A 19624-nucleotide genomic window follows, 5' to 3' on the forward strand; every position below is an offset into this window, starting at 1 on the left:
GGTCCTCCAAGGGGCGTCGGGGCGGCTGACGGGGCCGCGGACGCGCACGGACGGGCTCAGGCGGCGTCCGGGCCGACGCCCTCGATGCCGAGGAGCTTCCGCTTGGGCACGGGTCCGGCCGCATAGCCGGACAGGGATCCGTCGGCGGCGATCACACGGTGGCAGGGCCGGACGATGAGCAGCGGGTTCGCGCCGATCGCCGTTCCGACGGCGCGCACCGCGCCGCGCGCCGCACCGATCTCGGCGGCGATCCCCCCGTAGGTGGTCGTGGTGCCGTACGGCACGGCCTCCAGGGCCTTCCACACCCGCTGCTGGAAGTCCGTGCCCCGGGTGAGGTGTTCGATGCTGAAGCGGGTCAGCGTCCCGTCGAAGTACGCGCGCAGCTGCTGGACGATCGCGGCGAAGGCGGCGGGGTCGCGCGTCCAGCCGTCCTGGACGGTGGCAGCGCCCTTCTGGCCGGGCAGGGACACCGAGGCGAGCGCGGTGCCGCCCGGTGCGGTGGCCGATTCCTCGCCCACCAGCAGAAGTTCGCCCAGCGGGCTGTCGAGGGTGGTGTAGAGCATCATGATCCTGTGCCTTCCGTAGTGGGTGGGCGGACAGTGGCCGGCTCCGTGGCCGGCATGTTCCAGAAGTGGTGCATCGCGTACGAGCGCCAGGGGCGCCAGCCGTGGGCGTGCGCCGCCAGAGCGTCCGCCGGGACCCCCGCCCGGCGCATGCCGGCCCGTACGGCCACATCGCCGCTCAGCAGGACATCGGGGTCCCCGAGGGCGCGCATCCGGATGTAGCCGGCGGTCCACGGGCCGATGCCGCGCAGACCGAGCAGTGCGTGCTCCGTACGGTCACGGTCGGCTCCGGCGTCCAGGATGACGGTGCCGTCGGCGAGTGCGGCGCCGAGGGTGCGCAGGGCCGCCCGCCGCGACTGCGGCATGCCGAGCTCCGCGAGCGTGGCCTGTGCCAGGTCTTCGGACCGCGGGAAGAGGTGGGTGAGCGCGCCGGCCGGTTCCGGCAGCGGTTCGCCGTGGGCGGCGACCAGCGCGCTGCCGAGGGTGCGCCCGGCCGCGACCGAGACCTGCTGGCCGAGCACGGCGCGGACGGCGAGTTCGTGCGGGTCGGGTGCGCCCGGCGCCCGCAGTCCGGGACGCTGCGCCACCAGCGGCGCCAGGACGGGGTCTTGGCCGAGCCGCTCGGCCACCGCGTAGGGGTCGGCGTCCAGGTCGAAGAGGCGGCGCACCCGCTGGCCGGCGGTGGTGAGATCGCGCAGCTCGGTCAGGCGCAGCCGGCAGTCGAGCCAGCCGTCGCCGGTCGCCTCGTCGACCTCGGCGATTCCGGCGCCGTGCGGCAGCCGCAGGGTGCGCCGGTAGGTGCGGGCGCCCGCCTCGCCGCTGACGTCCTCGATGCCGGTGATCGCGCGCCGCTGGAGATGGTCGAAGAGCTGCCGCGCCGCATACGGGCCGCGGAAGGCCAGCCGCAACGGCAGCGTTCCCGCCGTGACGCCCGTCGCGACCGGGCCGTATCGGGCTGTCCTCCCGGGGCGGGCGGCGCGCAGTTCGCTCGGGGTGAGGGCGTAGATCTCCTTGATCGTGTCGTTGAACTGGCGCACGCTGGCGAAGCCGGCCGCGAAGGCGATCTCGGCTGCCTGCAGGCCGGTGGTCTGCAGCAGGACCCGGGCGGTGTGGGCGCGCTGGGCCCGCGCCAGGGCCACGGGGCCCGCGCCCAGTTCGGCGTTCAGCTGCCGCTGGACCTGCCGGGCGCTGTAGCCGAGCCGGGCCGCGAGCCCGCGGACCCCTTCCCGGTCGACCACCCCCTCGCCGATCAGCCGCATCGCCCGCCCGACGACATCGGCGCGGGCATTCCACTCCGCGGAGCCGGGGACGGCATCGGGGCGGCAACGCCGGCAGGCACGGAAGCCGGAGCCCTGGGCGGCGGCGGAGGTCGGGAAGAAGGTGACATTACGGCGGCGGGGCGTGGTGGCGGGGCAGCTCGGCCGGCAGTAGATACCGGTCGTGGACACCGCGAAGAAGAAGGCGCCGTCGAATCTGGCGTCCCTGCTGCGCACCGCCTCGTACCTGCTGTCCTCGTTGCTCACGGTGTCCACTGTGCCGCAGGTCAGGGCATGGCGCTGGCGGAAATCGGACGTGGCGTTCGGGGGGCGAGCGTGCGCGGTGAAGCCGGGTGTCGCCGCGGCTGCCGTCCGGGCGTCGGGCTACGCCGGAGGGCCCGGCACCGTCCTGCTCAAGAGCGGGGACCGCTCCACGAACGGGCCGGCGGCCGATATCCGCGGACAACACCGGTCATCGGCAGGGCGATTGGCAGTGGAGGCGAGGGGCCGCAGCAGGAGGCGGTGGCCGCCGCCGGACGGACCCTCACCATCGGCCGGGCGCCCGCACCGACTCGACGTCGCGTCAGGAGCGGACCGCCGCGAGGATCACCTGAAAGAGAAGCAGCGCGAAGGTCTCCCACCTGCCCGGCACATGGCATGCCGGGCGCGCTGACATCGTCGGTGGCGCGCCGCTTCAGGCCGGCGGCATCGGCCAGTCGTCCAGCGAGCCACCGCGCCATTCGACGAGGCCCGGGTCGTCGAGCGCGATGTCGTCGGCCTGGCCGGCGACGCCCGCGCGGCGGAGAAACTCGGCGACATCGCCTCGGCCGTGGGCCAGGCCGACGATCTGCCCACGTACGGTCACCCGCCGGCCACCGGACGGCGTCGGGGGGTGCACGATGACAGGCGGATGCTCGGTCATGCCTCCAGCGTGCGCCGGGCTCCGCGCTCCCGCACGTCGACGGCCGCCGTGGGCGTCACCCGTCGCCGGGCGCGTCAGCCGCCGTCGGTGGGGCAAGTCCTCGCCGGCCGGGGCCTGGCGGACAGCGGCCGTCGACGGCTGGACACGCGGAAGCCCCGGCCGGACGGGGGGACCGGTCGGGGCGGTTCGCGGGTGAGCACTTCTTCAGCGCCCACACACAATTGAACGGTAAACAGAGCGTGGACGTTCCATGGAGGTCACGTGACGACGGTCACTCCGGTGGGCGTCGCACCGGCGCGGGGAGCCGACAGCCACCCCCTCCCGGTCCACCCACCCACCGCGTCGGACCCCCCGTCAGACCTTGAGCGGCTTGATCGCGGTGGGTGCGTGGCCCGGCTCGGTCGCGATCTCTTCCCACTCGTTCACCTTGTCGATCTCCGCGGCCGCCATGGAGATATTGGTGATCCGCTCCAGGATGGCCTCGACGACGACCGGGACGCGGTGTTCGGCCGCCAGCTTCTTGGCCTCCTCGAAGGCGGCGCCCAGTGCGCTCGGGTCGGTGACCCGGATGGCCTTGCAGCCCAGACCCTCGACGACCTTGACGTGGTCCACGCCGTAGACGCCCAGCTCCGGCGAGTTGATGTTCGCGAACTCCAGGTTCACCTGGAAGTTGATGTCGAGCGTGCGCTGGGCCTGACGGATCAGGCCCAGGTAGGCGTTGTTCACCAGGACGTGGATGTACGGGATCCGGTGCTGGGCGCCGACGGCCAGCTCTTCGAGCATGAACTGGAAGTCGTAGTCACCGGAGAGCGCGACGACCGGCGCCGCCGGGTCGGCGGTGGCGACACCCAGCGCGGCCGGGATCGTCCAGCCGAGCGGGCCGGCCTGACCGCAGTTGATCCAGTGGCGGGGCCGGTAGACGTGCAGCATCTGCGCCCCGGCGATCTGGGACAGGCCGATGGTGGTGACGTAGCGGGTCTCCGGGCCGAACGCCTTGTTCATCTCCTCGTAGACGCGCTGCGGCTTCATCGGGATGTCGTCGAAGTGCGTACGGCGCTGCAGTTGGGCCTTGCGTTCCTGGGTGGAGGCGGCCCAGTCGCCGCGGTCGGGGAGTTCGCCGGCCGCCTTGAGCTCCTTGGCCACCTCGATGAACAGTTCCAGGGCGGCCCTGGCGTCCGAGGCGATGCCGTAGTCCGGAGCGAAGATCTTGCCGATCTGGGTGGGCTCGATGTCGACATGGACGAACGTGCGGCCGCGGGTGTAGACGTCCAGCTTGCCGGTGTGGCGGTTGGCCCAGCGGTTGCCGATGCCCAGCACGAAGTCGGATTCCAGGAAGTTCGCGTTGCCGTAGCGGTGGGAGGTCTGCAGGCCGACCATGCCGGCGTTCAGCTCGTGATCGTCGGCGAGGATGCCCCAGCCCATCAGGGTGGGGACGACCGGCGTACCGGTCAGCTCGGCGAACTCGACCAGCAGCTCGGCGGCATCGGCGTTGATGACGCCGCCACCGGCGACGATCAGCGGCCGCTCGGACGCGCCGAGCAGCGTGAGCGCCTTCTCGATCTGGGCGCGGGTCGCGGCCGGCTTGAAGGCCGGCAGCGGCTCATACGTCTCCGGGTCGAAGTCGATCTCGGTCAGCTGGACATCGATCGGCAGGTCGATCAGGACCGGGCCGGGGCGGCCGGAACGCATCAGGTGGAACGCCTGCTGGAAGACGCCGGGGACCTGCGCGGCCTCCATCACGGTGGTCGCCGCCTTGGTGACCGGCTTGGCGATCGCGGCGATGTCGACGGCCTGGAAGTCCTCCTTCTGGATCACCGCGGTCGGGGCCTGGCCGGTGAGGCACAGGATCGGGATCGAGTCGCCGATCGCGGAGTAGAGACCGGTGATCATGTCCGTCCCGGCCGGGCCGGAGGTGCCGATGCAGACGCCGATGTTGCCCGGGTGCGTCCGGGTGTAGCCCTCGGCCATGTGGGAGGCGCCCTCGACATGCCGCGCGAGGGTGTGGTCGATCCCGCCGGCGCCCTTGAGCGCCGCGTAGAAGGGGTTGATCGCGGCACCGGGCACGCCGAAGGCGTGGCGCACGCCCTCCCGCTTGAGGATCTCCACCGCGGCACGGGCGGCTGTCATTCGAGGCATCGCGTACTCCTGCATCGGCCTGTCACGGGCACGCTCCAGCGCAGGGCCGGAGGTTCTCAATTCCGCATAGCGGAATTAATGTTTTGCTTTATGGAAGGAACGTAGAGTGAGGCGTACCGCCCGTCAAGAGGTGCCCGATGGGCAGCACGCACGGACCGGCCCCGGAAGCGCGAGAGCCGCGTACGGGCGGAGGCCCGCTACGCGGCTGAGCGGTGGACGTGCACGCCACCGGTCGGGGGGGGCGGGCGCACGGTGACGGACACCCGGCCCCCGCACACACGAAACCGCCTGCGCCCCTGACCTCACCTCGAGGCCGAGAGCGCCGGCGGCGCAGCAGAATTGACGGTGCGTCAGCGAATCGGCATACCCGCCAGCGTCCGGGCGATCACCAGTCGCTGGATCTCGCTCGTGCCCTCAAAAATGGTGTAGATCGCGGCATCGCGGTGCATCCGCTCGACCGGGTATTCGCGGGTGAAGCCGTTGCCGCCGAGGATCTGTACGGCCTGGGCGGTGACCTTCTTGGCGACCTCGCTGGCGAAGAGCTTGGACATGGAGCCCTCGGCCGACGTGAAGGGCTTGCCGGTCGCGGCCATCCAGGAGGCGCGCCAGACCAGCAGCCGGGCCGCGTCGATCTGGGTGCGCATATCGGCGAGCTGGAAGGCCACGCCCTGGTTGTCGATGATCGGGCGGCCGAACTGCGAGCGGGTCCTGGCGTACTCCAGGGCCTCTTCGTAGGCGGCGCGGGCGGTGCCGACCGCCATCGCGCCGACGGCGGGACGGGAGGCCTCGAAGGTGGCCATCGCGGCGTTCTTCACGCGCTCGCCGTCGCTCTTGGCCGTCTCACGGGCGCGGGCGAGCCGCTCGTCGAGCTTCTCCTTGCCGCCGAGCAGGCAGTGGCCGGGGACGCGGACGTCCTCCAGGACGACCTCGGCGGTGTGCGAGGCCCGGATGCCGTGCTTCTTGAACTTCTGCCCCTGGGAGAGGCCGGGAGTCTGCGGCGGGACGATGAAGGAGGCGTGGCCCTTGGAGCCCAGCTCGGCGTCGACGACCGCGACGACGACGTGGACGCCGGCGATGCCACCGTTGGTGGCCCAGGTCTTGGTGCCGTTGAGCACCCATTCGTCCTTGGCCTCGTCATAGACCGCGCGGGTGCGCATCGAGGAGACGTCCGAGCCGGCGTCCGGTTCCGACGAGCAGAAGGCGGCCACCTTCACATCGTTCACATCGCCGTACATCTGCGGGACCCAGGTGCCGATCTGCTCCTCGGTGCCGTTCGCGAGCACACCGACGGCCGCGAGCCCGGTGCCCACGATCGACAGACCGATCCCGGCGTCGCCCCAGAACAGCTCCTCCAAGGCCATGGGGATGCCGAGGCCCGTGGGGTCGAAGAACTGCTGGGCATAGAAGTCCAGCGAGTACAGACCGATCTTGGCGGCCTCCTGGATGACCGGCCAGGGGGTCTCCTCGCGCTCGTCCCATTCGGCGGCGGCGGGGCGCATGACGTCCGCGGCGAAGCCGTGAATCCAGTCACGGACTTCCGTCTGCTCGTCGTTGAGCTCCATGGTGAACTCAGCCATGTCCCCTCCAGTGCTGCACGCCGTACGGTGTTACTAGCGGTAACCCGCAGTGTGTTACTCGCCAGTAGGGGATGTCAACTCCCCTGCGGACGAATTCGCCGCGGAGAACGGGTGTTACGTTGCGCCAGCGCCACAGATTCACAAGGGTGGGGAGCACGACCATGGAACGCACCGAGCGCAGCGGCCGCCAGCAGTCGACGACCGAGCGCAGGCGGCGGGAGCTGTTGGAAGCCGCCGAGCGCATTGTGCTGCGCGACGGCCCGGACGCCTCGATGAACGCCATCGCCGCCGAGGCCGGCATCACCAAGCCGATCCTCTACCGGCACTTCGGGGACAAGGGCGGGCTCTACCGCGCGCTCGCCTTGCGGCACACGGATGCCCTGTTGGCCAATCTGGCCACCGCGCTGGACGCACCCGTCCTGCGCCGCGACCGCGTCGAGGCCACCCTCGACGCCTACCTGCTCGCGATCGAGAGCCAGCCGCAGGTCTACCGCTTCCTGATGCACCCCTCCGACGGGGACACCGCGTCCGAGACCGGTTTCGACGTGGGACGGCACTCCGCCCCGCTGCTGCGCCGGCTCGGCGAGGAGCTGGCCAAGGTGATCACCGACCGGCTGGACCTCGGGCCGGGCGGCGACCTGACGGCACGCGTCTGGGGACACGGCATCGTCGGCATGATGCACGGCGCCGGTGACTGGTGGCTGCGCGAACGCCCGTGCACCCGCGAGCAGTTGGTCACGCAGCTGGCCGATCTGCTCTGGGGGCAGCTGGCCGCGGTCAAGGACCGTGAGGGCGGCCCCGGCTTCTGAGCACCCGTCCGGCGGCGGGCCGCGCGTCGCTCAGCCGCCGGACGCCCCCGCCGCCGCGGCCCACGGGGCCCTGGCCGCCGCCCGCAGCGCCCGGCGCCGGCGCAGCCCGGTGAGGTGGTCGACGTACAGGCCGCCGTCGAGGTGGTCGCACTCGTGCTGCAGACAGCGGGCGAAGAAGCCGGTGCCGGTCACCGTCCGGGGCTCACCGGTGACATCGGCCCCGGTCACGACGGTGTGGTCGTGGCGCGGGGTGCCGGCCTCGATGCCGGGGAGCGACAGACAGCCCTCGGGGCCGCGGAAGACCGGGCCGTCCGCTTCGACGAGCCGGGGGTTGACGAGATGACCGAGGTGACGGCGGTCCTCGTCGTCGGGGCAGTCGTAGACGAAGACGCGCAGCGGCACGCCGATCTGGTTGGCGGCGAGGCCCACGCCCTGCGCGGCGTACATCGTCGCGAACATGTCCTCGACCAGCCGCCGCAGCACGCCGTCGAAGGCGGTGACCTCCTGGCAGGGCTCGGTCAGGGCCGGGTCGCCGAGCAGGCGCAGGGGCTGGACACGTCCGGAACTGCCCTGGATGGTGCGGGAACGCATGGGGGTAAGGGTACGGTCCGGCCCGCACCGGATGTCGCCGCACGGGTGGCGGGGTTCGGGCCCACCGCCGGATCTCGATAGGCTGATCCCCGACCGAAGCCCCGGCCGGTCATCGGCTGCGGAGGAGGCGTTCCACCGGCAGCGGTACGGCAGGGGGGCGCCGGATGCAAGGAGGATCAAGGACGATGGCAGGCAACACGGACCCGCTGTCGCCGCGGGCCAAGCTGGCCGTGACGGCGGGCAAGGCCGCGGCGGCGGTATCGCGCGCGGCGGGCCGCGGCAGCGGATCGGTGATCGGTGGCCGGGTGGCGCTCAAGCTCGACCCCGACCTGCTGGCGCGGCTGGCCGGACACTTGGACGTGATCCTGGTGTCGGCGACGAACGGCAAGACGACCACGACACGGCTGATCGCGGAGGCGCTGCGGGCCAGCGGCCCGGTGGTCTCCAACGCGCTCGGCGCCAACATGCCGGCCGGTATCACCTCGGCACTGGCCGGCGGGTCGGACGCCAAGTACGGCGTCATCGAGGTGGACGAGAAGTACCTCGCCGGTGTGGCGCGCGATGTGACGCCGAAGGCCATAGCGCTGCTGAACCTCTCGCGCGACCAGCTCGACCGCGCCGCGGAGACCCGGATGCTGGCCGAGCACTGGCGCGAGGGCCTGGCGGGCTCCAAGGCGCTGATCATCGCCAACGCGGACGACCCGCTGATCGTGTGGGCGGCCTCGTCGTCCGCGAATGTGGTGTGGGTCGCGGCCGGGCAGGAGTGGAAGGACGATGCCTGGTCCTGCCCCTCGTGCGGTGGTGTGATGCAGCGGCCGGGCGAGGACTGGTTCTGCGGCGAGTGCGGCTTCCGCCGTCCCACGCCCAGCTGGGCGCTGTCCGGCGATCATGTGCTCGATCCGCACGGCAGCGCCTGGCCGATCAAGCTCCAGCTGCCGGGGCGCGCCAACAAGGCGAACGCCACCACGTCCGCCGCGGTCGCCGCCGCCTTCGGGGTGCCGCCGCAGGTGGCCCTGGAGCGGATGTTCTCGGTGCAGGCGGTGGCCGGCCGCTATGACGTGGTCACGTTCATGGAGCGGGAGCTGCGGCTCCTGCTGGCGAAGAACCCGGCCGGCTGGCTGGAGACGTTCTCGCTGATCGACCCGCCGCCGACCCCGGTGATCATGTCGGTGAACGCGCGGGGCGCGGACGGCACGGACACCTCGTGGCTGTGGGACGTCGACTACACCCGGCTGGCCGGGCACCCGCTCTTCGTGCTGGGCGACCGCAAGCTGGACCTCGCGGTGCGCCTGGAGGTCGCGGGACTCGACTTCCATGTGTGCGAGAACCTCGACGAGGCGGCACGGATGGCGCCGCCCGGACGGATCGAGGTCATCGCCAACTACACGGCCTTCCAGGACCTGCGCCGCCGCGTGGGCAACTGAGTGCGGTCCACCGACCTTACGGACAAGGACGAGCGAGCATGAGTGACAACAGCCTGCGCCTGGTGTGGATCTACCCGGACCTGCTGAGCACGTACGGCGACCAGGGCAACGCCCTGGTGGTGGAGCGTCGGGCGCGCCAGCGCGGTCTGGACGTACAGCGTCTGGACGTACGCTCCGACCAGCAGATCCCCACCTCCGGCGACATCTATCTGATCGGCGGCGGTGAGGACCGGCCGCAGCGGCTGGCCGCGGAGCGGCTGATCCGTGACGGCGGACTCGGCCGCGCGGTCTCCAACGGCGCGATCGTCTTCTCGGTCTGCGCCGGCTACCAGATCCTGGGCCACGAGTTCGTCAATGACCTCGGGGAGCGGCAGCAGGGCATGGGTCTGCTGGACGTGGTGAGCACCCGCGGCGAGGCGGAGCGCTGCGTCGGCGACGTCCTCGCCGACATCGACCCGCAGTTGGGGCTGCCGCCCCTGACCGGCTTCGAGAACCACCAGGGCGTCACCCACCTGGGCAAGACGGCCCGGCCGTTCGCCAAGGTGCGGTTCGGCAACGGCAACGGCGTCGGCGACGGCTACGAGGGCGCGTACAGCGACACCGTCTTCGGCACGTACCTGCACGGTCCGGTGATGGCCCGCAACCCGCACATCGCCGATCTGCTGATCAAGCTGGCGCTGGATGTCAACGCACTGCCTCCGGTGGAGGACCGCTGGTACGAGGCGCTGCGCCAGGAGCGGATCGCGGCGGCCACCCAGCCCGCTTGATACCGGTTGACGGCACCTTCAGGCGATTCGCCCGCATGTGACGTTTGCCGGATTTGCACCCCTTTCGTACGCCCGCAGTCCCGCACTGCGGGCGTTCGTGTGCCCAGTGGCTCCGCGCTTGTAGGGTGAGCGGGATCCAACCGGACGACGGGGTCCGGGCCTCCGGTTGAGTTGCAGAGGGTTTTCGAGCAATGCGTATTGGTGTCCTCACCTCCGGCGGCGACTGCCCCGGCCTGAACGCCGTCATCCGGTCCGTCGTCCACCGTGCCACCGCTGATCACGGCGATGAGGTGATCGGTTTCCGCGATGGCTGGAAGGGCTTGCTGGAGTGCGATTACCGCAAGCTCGACCTCGATGCCGTCGGCGGCATCCTGGCGCGCGGCGGTACCATCCTCGGCTCCTCACGGGTGCAGCCCGCCCATCTGCGGGACGGCGTGGAGCGGGCCCGCGGCCACGTCGCCGAGCTGGGCCTGGACGCGATCATCCCGATCGGCGGCGAGGGCACGCTGAAGGCGGCGCGGCTGCTGTCGGACGCGGGGCTGCCGATCGTCGGCGTACCGAAGACCATCGACAACGACATCGCGGTCACGGACGTGACGTTCGGCTTCGACACCGCGGTGGGCGTTGCCACCGAGGCGCTGGACCGGCTCAAGACCACCGCGGAGTCCCATCAGCGGGTGATGATCGTCGAGGTGATGGGGCGGCACACCGGCTGGATCGCGCTGCACTCGGGGATGGCGGCCGGTGCGCACGCCATCGTGGTGCCGGAGCGGCCCTTCGACATCGACGAGCTGACCGCACGGGTGGCCGAGCGGTTCGAGGCCGGCAAGAAGTTCGCGATCGTGGTGGTCGCCGAGGGCGCCAAGCCGCGCGAGGGCAGCATGTCCTTCGACATCGGCGGCAAGGACATGTACGGCCACGAGCGCTTCGCCGGTGTCGCCCGGCAGCTCTCCGTGGAGCTGGAGGACCGCCTCGGCAAGGAGGCCCGCCCGGTCATCCTCGGCCATGTCCAGCGCGGCGGGACGCCGACCGCCTACGACCGGGTGCTCGCCACCCGCTTCGGCTGGCACGCCGTCGAGGCCGCGCACCGCGGCGACTTCGGGATGATGACCGCGCTGCGCGGCACGGACATCACCCTGGTGCCGCTGGCCGAGGCGGTCGAGACGCTCAAGACGGTGCCCGTGGAACGCTATGACGAGGCCGAGTGCGTGCTGTGAGCACCGCACCCCCTGCACGTTAGGCAGGGTCCGCAACGCCCTGTCGCACGAACCGCCCCCGGCCGATGTTCCGGCCGGGGGCGGTTCTAGTCTTGTGGCCGGAGTATCGGTACGAATCAGGAGCGAGCGGATGGATCACAGCGGGCACGGCATGGACGGCATGAACATGGATCTGCCGCCGTTCACGCTGGGGCGGGGCCTGGAGTTCGGTGGTGATCCGTTCTTTCTCGTCGGCTGCCTGCTGGGACTCGGGCTGTACGGCTGGGCGGTGTTCCGGCTGCGGCGGCGGGGCGATGCCTGGCCGGTGGGCCGGACCGTCGCCTGGACACTGGGCATCCTGACGGTGGCGCTGGTGATGTGCACCAAGCTGAACGACTATGGCATGGCGATGTTCAGCGTCCACATGGTCCAGCACATGATCATCAGCATGCTCTCGCCGATCCTGCTGCTGCTCGGGGCGCCGGTGACGCTGGCACTGCGGGCGCTGCCGACCGCCGGGCGCGGCCGCAAGGGCCCGCGCGAGCTGCTGGTGGCGCTGCTGCACAGCCGCTACATGCGGATCATCACGCACCCCGCCTTCACCATCCCCCTCTTCATCGCGAGCCTCTACGGGCTCTACTTCTCCCCGCTGTTCGACTTCCTGATGGAATCGCGGGCCGGGCACATCGGGATGATGGTGCACTTCCTCGCGGTCGGCCTGGTGTTCTTCTGGCCGATCATGGGCGTCGACCCGGGGCCGCACCGGCCGGGCCATGTGATGCGGATTCTGGAGCTGTTCGCGGGCATGCCGTTCCACGCGTTCTTCGGGATCGCGCTGATGATGGCCTCGGAGCCGATGGTCGACACCTTCGTGCACCCGCCGGCCTCGCTCGGGATCGAGGCGCTGTCGGACCAGACGGCCGCCGGCGGCATCGCCTGGGCCTTCAGCGAGATCCCGTCCGTCGTGGTGCTGATCGCGCTGGTCTTCCAGTGGTACCGGTCCGACGAGCGGCAGTCGCAGCGCGCGGACCGGGCCGCCGACCGCAACGGCGACAAGGATCTGGTCGAGTACAACGCCTATCTCGCCTCGCTCCACGCACGGGGGCGTTGACGGCAGGTCGCCACTCTGGCGGTACGGGCCGCGGCCGGGGACGATGGTCCCATGGCCGCGGCCCGTGGCATGGACGCCCGGACCGCCGTGAGGAGGTTGCGGGTATGCCCGGATCTGCTAGGACGATGGCCGTGTGCACGGTGGGCGGGCTGGTGGTGGCGACCGCCTACACCGTGGCGTTGGGCGCCAATGGCTGGCTCTGGTTCTCCTGGGTGGTGCTGGCGCTGGTGACGATCGGGATGGTGGCCGCGCGACCCGTCTGAGCGCCCCGCCCGGCCGGCGTACGGGACGGCGAGCGGTGCGCCGGGCGGGCCGAGCGCTGCCCGGCTCAGAAGCGGAAGACGGGCCCGGTGGCGGAGTCCATCGTGCAGGCGTTGGGGAACTCCTTGCGCCAGTTCACCGGGCTGCCGTGCCAGGTGCCGGTCGCGGTGACGGTGACCGGGTCGAACTCCCGGGTGCAGCTGTGCGGCTCACCGGGCAGGGCGTCCAGGTCCCCGTGCGCCCAGGTCAGCGCTTCACAGGCGCCGCGCGCGTGCGGATGCCGGCGGTAGGCGTCGGGGCAGCTGAGCCGTACCCCGCGGACCCAGGTGTTGGCGGATCCCGACACGGTGAGCTGCAGGCCCTGGTCCACGGGCGGCTCATCGGCGCCGGCCGGGCCGGCGCAGAGCATGCCCAGCAGGGCCGTGGAGAGGGCGGCGAGCACGGCGGTACGGGCGGATCGGCGTCCACGGCTCACGGACATCGAGGTCTCCTGGAACGTCGGCGGGATCGAATGCGGGGCCCGACAGGGACGTGGCGCCCGGCGGCTTCAGGCCACCTCGCCGGACGCCGGCGGGCAAGCGGCCACGCCGTGAAGTCGCCCGTACGGGCCCTGGATCCACGCCCAGGAGACAAAAAGGTGACCGGCAACGAAGGAGGCGGCTCCGTTGCCGGTCACCGGACCGGGGTCACCCCACGCGCTCGATCCGGGCGTGCCGGATCAGGTTCTTCCCCTCCTCACGGACCTGCTCGAAGGCCGCGTTGTTCAGCAGCACACAGCTGCCCGAGGGGGAGGTCACGGAGACGGTCGTCGACTTGTCGTTGTCCAGGTTGGTCACCTTCAGCTTGGTTCCGGCGGGGAACTGGCCGCTGGACGCCGCCGGTGCGCCGCCGTCGCCGGACAGGGTCACCGTCGAGCCGGGGCAGACCACATCGCCACCGCCGCCCGACGAACCACCCGCGGCGGGCGGGGCCGCGGAGGCGGAGGGGTCGCCCGAGGCGGAGGGGTCCGCCGAGCCGGGCGGCGCCGTCGAGGAGGCGGGCGGGGCGTCGCCGGCGGGTGGTTGCTGCGCCGGCGGAGCGCCGGCGGCCGCGTCCCCGCCCCCTTCCGCGGAGCAGCCGGCGGCCTTCTGCTTGACCTGGATCTCCTTGATCACGGCTTCCCGGTTGGCGATCCGTGCCGCCGACTGGGCGTCCGGGTGGGCCCGCTGGTCGGCGATGAACTTCTGGTTGTTGCTCAGGGCGGTGGACAGGCCGTCACAGGCCACCGATGCCTGGCTGGTGCCCGTGGTGGCGATGGCGATGCCGCCGACCAGCGCCGCGGCACTGACGCAGACGACGATCTTCTGGCGCCGGCCGACTTTTTTCTTCCGGGACATCTCTGCACTCCTGTTCTCGGCCTGGAACCGTGGATTCAGGCGCGGTTGCCGGACAGTACGACGCGCCAACCGGGCGTCGTTCAGCAGGAGTTGAAAGTTGTCCGCGGATGCCAAAGGGGATTCCGGACGGCGGGTACGTCTGCGAGGGTGCGGGGATGCGGGGCGCCGGCCGGGGGTGCGCCTGGGACGCCTTCCGGCCGGCGTGTCTGCGCGCTGCGGGCTGGGGACCGCGGACTGCGGCAGGTCCATGCGTCGCGTCGCAGGATCAGCCGGGCGCCCGCCGTCAGGACCTCTTCCGCCCGCTCCGGCGGGAGGGCCTCGGCGAGGAACGAGACCGCCCGGCCCAGCTGCTGACCGCTCTGGTAGGGGAAGGGCCGTCTCCGCCGGCCCGCGGTGCGCGGCGGCTTCCCGGCGCCCGTACGACTTCACACGCCGGAGGTTGCCCTCGCTCCACAGATGGGCGTGCACATCGGTCCGTATCTCCCCTCAGGTTCCCGCCGGGGCCCTGGGCTGTCCACCAGGGCCCCGGCGTCCAGGCGGCGGGGTGTGGCCGACACGCCTTCCGGTGTGGGCGCCGGACCCGGGCGGGCGTCAGCATCGATCCGGCCGAAGGTGGTTACAAGTAGCGGCATGTGCTCATAAACTCACTGACTGTCCCGGGCCCTCGTGACCTTGAGCGGCCTCATCGCTTGGCAACCCGACCGAAAGAGGGAGCTGCTCCGTGCTCTACCAGGTGCTGAAGTACCTCCTCCTCGGACCGCTGCTGCGGCTGGTGTTCCGACCACGGATCGAGGGACTGGAGCACATCCCGGAAGAGGGTGGAGCGATCATCGCGGGCAATCATCTGTCGTTCGCGGACCACTTCGTGATGCCCGCGATCGTGCCGCGCCGGGTGACCTTTCTGGCCAAAGCCGAGTACTTCACCGGCCCTGGCCTCAAGGGGCGGCTGACCGCGGCGTTCTTCCGCGGGGTGGGGCAGATTCCGGTGGACCGTTCCGGGGGCCGCGCTTCACGGGCGGCCCTGTCCTCGGGGCTCTCCGTCCTGCGCAAGGGCCACCTCCTGGGGATCTACCCGGAGGGCACCCGCTCGCACGACGGACGGCTCTACAAGGGGCGTACCGGGGTCGCCTCGATGGCCGTCATCGCGGGTGTGCCGGTGGTGCCGTGCGCGATGATCGGCACCTTCGAGGCACAGCCGACGGGCCGGCGGCTGCCGCGCGCGCGGCGGATCACCATCCGCTTCGGCGCACCGCTGGAGTTCGCGCGATACGAGGGCATGGAGGACGAACGCTTCATCCTGCGCGCCGTCACCGACGAGATCATGTACGCGATCCTCTCGCTGTCCGGGCAGGAGTACGTCGACCGGTACGCGGGCGAGGCCAAGGCCGAGGCACAGGCCCAGGCGCGCGCACAGGGGCGGCGGGGGCAGGGGAAGGGCCAGGGGCAGGGCCAGGGGCAGGGCCAGGGGCAGGGGCAGGGGAAGAGCGCGGGTACGGACAAGGGATAGGCGCAGCGGCCGGCCGGTCCCGCCCCCGCGAAACCTTGCGCCGAGGGCGAACCGTGCCGCGGCCGCCGTCCGGCCGTTCGTAGGGTCGCCGTATGACATCAGGCAGGGCAGTGGTGGTCGGGGCGAGTGGACAGATCGGGCGCGCGGCGGTGCGGGCCCTGGCGCGGGACGGCTGGGAGGTGACGGCCGCGTCCCGGCGCGGCGGGCGTGCCGACTCCTGGCCCGCGGAGGTCCGTTCGGTGGCGGTGGACCGGGAGGACGACGCCGCGCTGGCCGGGCTGGTCGGCGAGGGCTGTGAGGTGCTGCTCGACTGTGTGGCCTACGGTGCCGCGCACGCCCGGCAGTTGACCGGCCTGGCGGACCGGATCGGTTCGGCCGTGGTGATCTCCAGCGGCGCGGTGTACGAGGACGACCGGGGGCGCAGCTTCGCCACCATGGGCGATCCCGGCGGCCACCCGGACTATCCGGTACCCCTCCCGGAGTCCCAGCCGACCGTGCCTCCCGGCGACGGGGACTACGCCACCCGCAAGGTCGCCCTGGAGCGGGCGCTGCTGGCGCCGGGCGGCCGGCTGCCGGTGACGCTGCTGCGGGCCGGTGCGATTCACGGCCCCTACAGCCCGCTGCCGCGTGAGCTGTACTTCGTCAAGCGGGTGCTGGACGGACGGCGGGTGCGGGTGCTCGCCTACGGCGGCAGCAGCCGTTTCCATCCGGTGCATGTGGCCAACCTCGCCGAGCTGATCCGGCTGGCGGCGCGCCGTCCGGGTTCGCGGGTGCTCAACGCGGGCGATCCGCAGGCCCCGACGGTCGCCGAGATCTCGGCGGCGGTGGATGCGGCGATGGGCGCACCCCCGAGCGAGATCGTGGGGCCGGCCGGTGCCCCGGCGCCGTCCGGCGTCGGCACCACACCGTGGTCGACCCCGCACCCCATCGTGTACGACATGGCGGCGGCGGAGCGGGAGTTGGGCTACCGGGCGGTGACGACGTACGAGGAGTCGCTGCCGGAGACGGTGGCGTGGCTGGCCGACGAGATCCGGGGACGGAACTGGTGGGAGGCGTTCCCGACCATGGCCCGCCGCTATCCGGACGAGGAGTTGTTCGGCTATGCGGCCGAGGACCGCTGGCTGGCCGGGCGCGGCGGGCAGGGCTGAGGGCACCGGCGGACCCGCCGGGGCGCCGGAATTCCCTGGCCGGGCGGGCTCCCCGCCCGTACCTTGATCGCCATGTGGACTCGGATACGGGGGTGCCGACGATGAGCGCCCGGCTGCGTGGCATGGCACAGGAGACGGAGCGGATCGTCGCGGCGGGTGCGTACCGCGCGCCGGACGGCCGACGGGTGGAGATCGCGGACGCGGTCGCCCGGGCCCGGGCCGGGACCCGGCTGTACGGGCCGGAGCCGGTCGCCGTGCCGGGCCCGCCACCGGACGTGCGCACGGTGTTCGAGGTGACGGCGGAAGGCAGCCTCACGGCGGGGCGGCGGCTGGCCGCGGCGGGCCGGGGCCCGCTCGGCGTGCTGAACTTCGCCTCCGCACGCAATCCCGGCGGCGGCTATCTCAACGGTGCGCAGGCCCAGGAGGAGGCGCTGTGCCGGGGGTCGGCGCTGTACACCTGTGTGCGCGAGGCCCCGGAGTTCTACGCCGCGCACCGGGCCGATCCCAGCCCGTTCTACAGCGACCGGGTCATCCTCTCCCCCGGTGTGCCGGTGTTCCGCGACGACCGCGGCACGCTGCTCGATGTGCCGTACGAGGCCGGATTCCTGACGGCCGCCGCGCCGAATGCCGGGGTGATCGCCAGGCAGCAGCCCGCCGCGACGGGCCGGGTGGCGGCGGCGCTGGCGGCGCGTGCGGAGCGGGTGCTGGAGGTGGCGGCGGCCGGCGGGCACCGTCAGCTGGTGCTGGGTGCCTGGGGCTGCGGGGTCTTCCGTAATGATCCTGCCGCGGTGGCCGGGGCGTTCGCGGGGGCCCTGCTGGCCGGTGGCCGCTTCGCCGGCTGGTTCGACCACATCGTGTTCGCCGTACTGGACCGCCGCGAGGACTCCCCCACCAGGGCGGCGTTCTCCGAGGTGTTCGCCGTGTGAGCGGCGGGGGCGGTGCGGGGGAGCCGCCGTGTGAGCGGCGCGGACGGCCGGGCCGCCGTCCGCGGACGCGACAGGGGCGGCCGGGAAGATCCCGGCCGCCCCTCTCTGCCGTGCGGGATCAGGGAGCGGCCGGAAGGTCGGCGGCACCCTTGGCGGCGGCCTTGGCCGTCGCCTTGCCCGGCTGGGGCGTGGCGTGCGGAGCGCAGGTCACGTCCTTGGCGTCGGTCTTCCCCTCCAGGAAGTACGCGTCGACCCGGTCGTTGATGCAGGGGTTGACCTGGCCGGTGACACCGTGCGAACCGGCGTCCCGCTCGGTGATCAGGCGGGAGCCCTTGAAGCGGTGGTGCAGCTCCACGGCGCCGCCGTAGGGCGTGGCCGCGTCACGGGTGCTCTGCACGATCAGCACGCTCGGCAGGCCCTTGCCCGTCTTGACGTCGATCGCGCGCTGCTGCTTGGCCGGCCAGGTGGCGCAGGGCAGGTTCATCCAGGCGTTGGCCCAGGTCATGAACGGCGCCTTGGCGTGGATGCGGGTGTTGTCGCGGTCCCACTTCTGCCAGCTGGTGGGCCACTTGGTGTCGGTGCACTCGACGGCCGTGTAAACGGCGTTGCCGTTCTCCGAGGCGATGTTGCCCGCCGTGTCCTTGAGGTTCGGACCGGCGTTCTCGACCAGCGGCTTGCTGTCACCGGAGCGGTAGGAGCTCCAGACCTCGGCGACCGTGGTCCACATCGAGTCGTAGTACGGCGCGTTCTGGAAGAAGCCGGTCAGCTCGGCGGGGCCGACGACGCCACCGATGGGGTTCTTCTTCGCGGTCGCCCGCAGCTTCTCCCAGGCCGCCTGGACCTTCTGGGGGGTGTCCCCGATGTGGTAGGCGGCGTCGTTCTTGGCGACCCACTTCTTCCAGTCGCCCCAGCGGGTCTCGAAGGCGATGTCCTGGTCGAGGTTGGCCTGGTACCAGACCTTCTCGCGGGAGGGATCGACGACGCTGTCGACGAGCATCCGGCGGACATGGCCCGGGAAGAGCGTCCCGTACACGGCGCCCAGGTAGGTGCCGTAGGAGACGCCCAGGTAGTTGAGCTTCTTCTCACCGAGCGCGGCGCGGATCACGTCCATGTCGCGGGCGGTGTTCGGGGTCGTCATGTACGGCAGCAGGCCGCGGCTGCGCTCGGCACAGCCCTCGGCGTACTCCTTGGCGAGCTTGCGCTGGGCGCGCTTGTCGGCCTCGCCGGCCGGCACCGGGTCGGCCTTGGGTGCCTTGACGAACTCCTGCGGGTCCATGCAGGAGATCGGCGCGGAGTGCCCCACGCCGCGGGGGTCGAAGCCCACGAAGTCGTAGGCCTTCGCGGTCTTGGCCCAGAGCGGGTTCTTGGTGGTGATGCGGGTCGGGAACCTCATGCCCGAGCCGCCGGGACCACCGGGGTTGTACAGGAGGGAGCCCTGTCGCTCCTTCTTGTCGCCGGTGCTGACGGCCCGGTCGACGGCGATCTTGATGGTGCGGCCGTTGGGCTTGGCGTAGTCGACGGGGACCGCCACATAGCCACACTGGACGGGTGACTTGAGGCCCCAGTCGGCGGGGCACTCCTGCCAGTTGATGCCCTTCTTGGCGGCGCGCGCGGCGGCGGTCTGTACGCCGCGCGACTCGGCCGAGCCGCTGCGGTGCCGCTCACCCGCGGTGGCGGGCGTGGCGGATATCGCTCCGGCGAGGAGCGCTCCGGTCACCAGGGTGCCGGCGGCGCCGAGCGCTGCTGATTTTCTCACGTGGTCAATTCCCCCTGCATGGTGCGCCACTCGTGGCGGCGTTGATCACAGGCTTACAGAGGGATCCTGACGTGTGCCGTCCCCGGTTGAACAGGTTGGACCCACATTTCTTTACCAAGCTGTAGGTATCCGGCCGCCCGCGAGCCGTTCCGCCGGTGTACGCCGGGGGCGCTCGGCGCCGCGCATATCTCCCCGACCGGCTCCCCGGTGGACTCCCCGACGGACTGCGGGCGGCGGGCCCCTGCGCACCGGGATACGCCCCCGAGCGGCTGGAAGAGTGCTGCCGAACGACCGGAAC

General features: G+C 71.8%; 18 protein-coding genes. 9 read left to right on the forward strand and 9 right to left on the reverse strand.

Annotated features, from left to right (window positions below):
• Nucleotides 1-56: 56 nt before the first annotated feature.
• The 5 genes from OIU81_RS01925 to OIU81_RS01945 all read right to left on the reverse strand — a co-directional run bounded on the left by OIU81_RS01925 (nt 57) and on the right by OIU81_RS01945 (nt 6454).
• Nucleotides 57-566 carry a methylated-DNA--[protein]-cysteine S-methyltransferase gene (locus tag OIU81_RS01925; protein WP_329142414.1) on the reverse strand — a complete coding sequence of 170 codons (510 nt, stop codon included), beginning with the start codon at nt 564-566 and terminating at the stop codon, nt 57-59.
• On the reverse strand, nt 563-2086 hold the full coding sequence (locus tag OIU81_RS01930) for an AlkA N-terminal domain-containing protein (RefSeq protein WP_329142415.1): 1524 nt from the start codon (nt 2084-2086) through the stop codon (nt 563-565). The genes OIU81_RS01925 and OIU81_RS01930 overlap by 4 nt, the downstream gene beginning before the upstream one ends.
• 427 nt (nt 2087-2513) lie before the next feature.
• Entirely contained in the window at nt 2514-2741 is a 228-nt protein-coding gene (locus tag OIU81_RS01935) for a hypothetical protein (RefSeq protein WP_329142416.1), read from the reverse strand.
• A 354-nt stretch (nt 2742-3095) separates the two neighbouring features.
• Nucleotides 3096-4877, reverse strand: coding sequence for a glyoxylate carboligase (gcl, locus tag OIU81_RS01940; RefSeq protein ID WP_329142417.1), 1782 nt, complete (start codon nt 4875-4877; stop codon nt 3096-3098).
• Nucleotides 4878-5227: 350 nt separating this feature from the next.
• Nucleotides 5228-6454: an acyl-CoA dehydrogenase family protein gene (locus OIU81_RS01945; protein WP_329142418.1), complete on the reverse strand. Its 1227-nt coding sequence runs from the start codon at nt 6452-6454 to the stop codon at nt 5228-5230.
• Nucleotides 6455-6615: 161 nt separating this feature from the next.
• Here OIU81_RS01945 and OIU81_RS01950 point away from each other — a divergent pair, with 161 nt between their 5' ends.
• Nucleotides 6616-7263, forward strand: coding sequence for a TetR family transcriptional regulator (locus OIU81_RS01950; RefSeq protein ID WP_329142419.1), 648 nt, complete (start codon nt 6616-6618; stop codon nt 7261-7263).
• Between the two features lie 30 nt (nt 7264-7293).
• On the opposite strand, the gene def is transcribed toward OIU81_RS01950, so the two are convergent.
• A complete protein-coding gene (def, locus tag OIU81_RS01955; protein ID WP_329142420.1) occupies nt 7294-7854 on the reverse strand; it encodes a peptide deformylase in 561 nt (186 codons plus the stop codon).
• Between the two features lie 185 nt (nt 7855-8039).
• On the opposite strand from def, the gene OIU81_RS01960 reads away from it, so the two are divergent.
• The 5 genes from OIU81_RS01960 to OIU81_RS01980 all read left to right on the forward strand — a co-directional run bounded on the left by OIU81_RS01960 (nt 8040) and on the right by OIU81_RS01980 (nt 12615).
• A complete protein-coding gene (locus OIU81_RS01960; RefSeq protein WP_329142421.1) occupies nt 8040-9278 on the forward strand; it encodes a Mur ligase family protein in 1239 nt (412 codons plus the stop codon).
• A 38-nt stretch (nt 9279-9316) separates the two neighbouring features.
• Nucleotides 9317-10045, forward strand: a complete 729-nt coding sequence (locus OIU81_RS01965; protein ID WP_189096157.1) for a type 1 glutamine amidotransferase — start codon at nt 9317-9319, stop codon at nt 10043-10045.
• A gap of 191 nt (nt 10046-10236) precedes the next feature.
• On the forward strand, nt 10237-11262 hold the full coding sequence (locus OIU81_RS01970; RefSeq protein WP_329142422.1) for a 6-phosphofructokinase: 1026 nt from the start codon (nt 10237-10239) through the stop codon (nt 11260-11262).
• A gap of 130 nt (nt 11263-11392) precedes the next feature.
• Nucleotides 11393-12352 (forward strand): cytochrome c oxidase assembly protein, encoded by a 960-nt coding sequence (locus OIU81_RS01975; protein WP_329142423.1) that lies wholly within the window; start codon nt 11393-11395, stop codon nt 12350-12352.
• 104 nt (nt 12353-12456) lie between these two features.
• A complete protein-coding gene (locus OIU81_RS01980) occupies nt 12457-12615 on the forward strand; it encodes a hypothetical protein (RefSeq protein WP_189096154.1) in 159 nt (52 codons plus the stop codon).
• A 65-nt stretch (nt 12616-12680) separates the two neighbouring features.
• On the opposite strand, the gene OIU81_RS01985 is transcribed toward OIU81_RS01980, so the two are convergent.
• Together OIU81_RS01985 and OIU81_RS01990 are read right to left on the reverse strand one after the other, a co-directional pair.
• Nucleotides 12681-13094, reverse strand: coding sequence for an SSI family serine proteinase inhibitor (locus OIU81_RS01985; protein WP_329142424.1), 414 nt, complete (start codon nt 13092-13094; stop codon nt 12681-12683).
• Nucleotides 13095-13299: 205 nt separating this feature from the next.
• Nucleotides 13300-13989, reverse strand: coding sequence for a hypothetical protein (locus tag OIU81_RS01990; protein ID WP_329142425.1), 690 nt, complete (start codon nt 13987-13989; stop codon nt 13300-13302).
• 721 nt (nt 13990-14710) lie between these two features.
• On the opposite strand from OIU81_RS01990, the gene OIU81_RS01995 reads away from it, so the two are divergent.
• The 3 genes from OIU81_RS01995 to OIU81_RS02005 all read left to right on the forward strand — a co-directional run bounded on the left by OIU81_RS01995 (nt 14711) and on the right by OIU81_RS02005 (nt 17570).
• Nucleotides 14711-15496, forward strand: coding sequence for a lysophospholipid acyltransferase family protein (locus OIU81_RS01995; protein ID WP_329142426.1), 786 nt, complete (start codon nt 14711-14713; stop codon nt 15494-15496).
• A 92-nt stretch (nt 15497-15588) separates the two neighbouring features.
• Nucleotides 15589-16644, forward strand: coding sequence for an NAD-dependent epimerase/dehydratase family protein (locus tag OIU81_RS02000; protein ID WP_329142427.1), 1056 nt, complete (start codon nt 15589-15591; stop codon nt 16642-16644).
• A gap of 101 nt (nt 16645-16745) precedes the next feature.
• Nucleotides 16746-17570, forward strand: coding sequence for a TIGR02452 family protein (locus OIU81_RS02005; protein WP_329142428.1), 825 nt, complete (start codon nt 16746-16748; stop codon nt 17568-17570).
• Nucleotides 17571-17688: 118 nt separating this feature from the next.
• On the opposite strand, the gene OIU81_RS02010 is transcribed toward OIU81_RS02005, so the two are convergent.
• On the reverse strand, nt 17689-19326 hold the full coding sequence (locus tag OIU81_RS02010; protein ID WP_329142429.1) for an alpha/beta hydrolase: 1638 nt from the start codon (nt 19324-19326) through the stop codon (nt 17689-17691).
• Nucleotides 19327-19624: the final 298 nt, after the last annotated feature.

Source organism: Streptomyces sp. NBC_01454 (assembly GCF_036227565.1).
Classification (GTDB): Bacteria; Actinomycetota; Actinomycetes; order Streptomycetales; family Streptomycetaceae; genus Streptomyces.

Excerpts from the sequence above, each read along its gene's own strand:
- gcl (WP_329142417.1), bottom strand. The coding sequence starts at position 4,877 with ATGCCTCGAATGACAGCCGCCCGTGCCGCGGTGGAGATCCTCAAGCGG.
- OIU81_RS01980 (WP_189096154.1), top strand. The coding sequence starts at position 12,457 with ATGCCCGGATCTGCTAGGACGATGGCCGTGTGCACGGTGGGCGGGCTG.
- def (WP_329142420.1), bottom strand. The coding sequence starts at position 7,854 with ATGCGTTCCCGCACCATCCAGGGCAGTTCCGGACGTGTCCAGCCCCTG.
- OIU81_RS02005 (WP_329142428.1), top strand. The coding sequence starts at position 16,746 with ATGAGCGCCCGGCTGCGTGGCATGGCACAGGAGACGGAGCGGATCGTC.
- OIU81_RS01970 (WP_329142422.1), top strand. The coding sequence starts at position 10,237 with ATGCGTATTGGTGTCCTCACCTCCGGCGGCGACTGCCCCGGCCTGAAC.
- OIU81_RS01925 (WP_329142414.1), bottom strand. The coding sequence starts at position 566 with ATGATGCTCTACACCACCCTCGACAGCCCGCTGGGCGAACTTCTGCTG.
- OIU81_RS01990 (WP_329142425.1), bottom strand. The coding sequence starts at position 13,989 with ATGTCCCGGAAGAAAAAAGTCGGCCGGCGCCAGAAGATCGTCGTCTGC.
- OIU81_RS01965 (WP_189096157.1), top strand. The coding sequence starts at position 9,317 with ATGAGTGACAACAGCCTGCGCCTGGTGTGGATCTACCCGGACCTGCTG.
- OIU81_RS02000 (WP_329142427.1), top strand. The coding sequence starts at position 15,589 with ATGACATCAGGCAGGGCAGTGGTGGTCGGGGCGAGTGGACAGATCGGG.
- OIU81_RS01945 (WP_329142418.1), bottom strand. The coding sequence starts at position 6,454 with ATGGCTGAGTTCACCATGGAGCTCAACGACGAGCAGACGGAAGTCCGT.
- OIU81_RS01950 (WP_329142419.1), top strand. The coding sequence starts at position 6,616 with ATGGAACGCACCGAGCGCAGCGGCCGCCAGCAGTCGACGACCGAGCGC.
- OIU81_RS01985 (WP_329142424.1), bottom strand. The coding sequence starts at position 13,094 with ATGTCCGTGAGCCGTGGACGCCGATCCGCCCGTACCGCCGTGCTCGCC.
- OIU81_RS01935 (WP_329142416.1), bottom strand. The coding sequence starts at position 2,741 with ATGACCGAGCATCCGCCTGTCATCGTGCACCCCCCGACGCCGTCCGGT.
- OIU81_RS01960 (WP_329142421.1), top strand. The coding sequence starts at position 8,040 with ATGGCAGGCAACACGGACCCGCTGTCGCCGCGGGCCAAGCTGGCCGTG.
- OIU81_RS01975 (WP_329142423.1), top strand. The coding sequence starts at position 11,393 with ATGGATCACAGCGGGCACGGCATGGACGGCATGAACATGGATCTGCCG.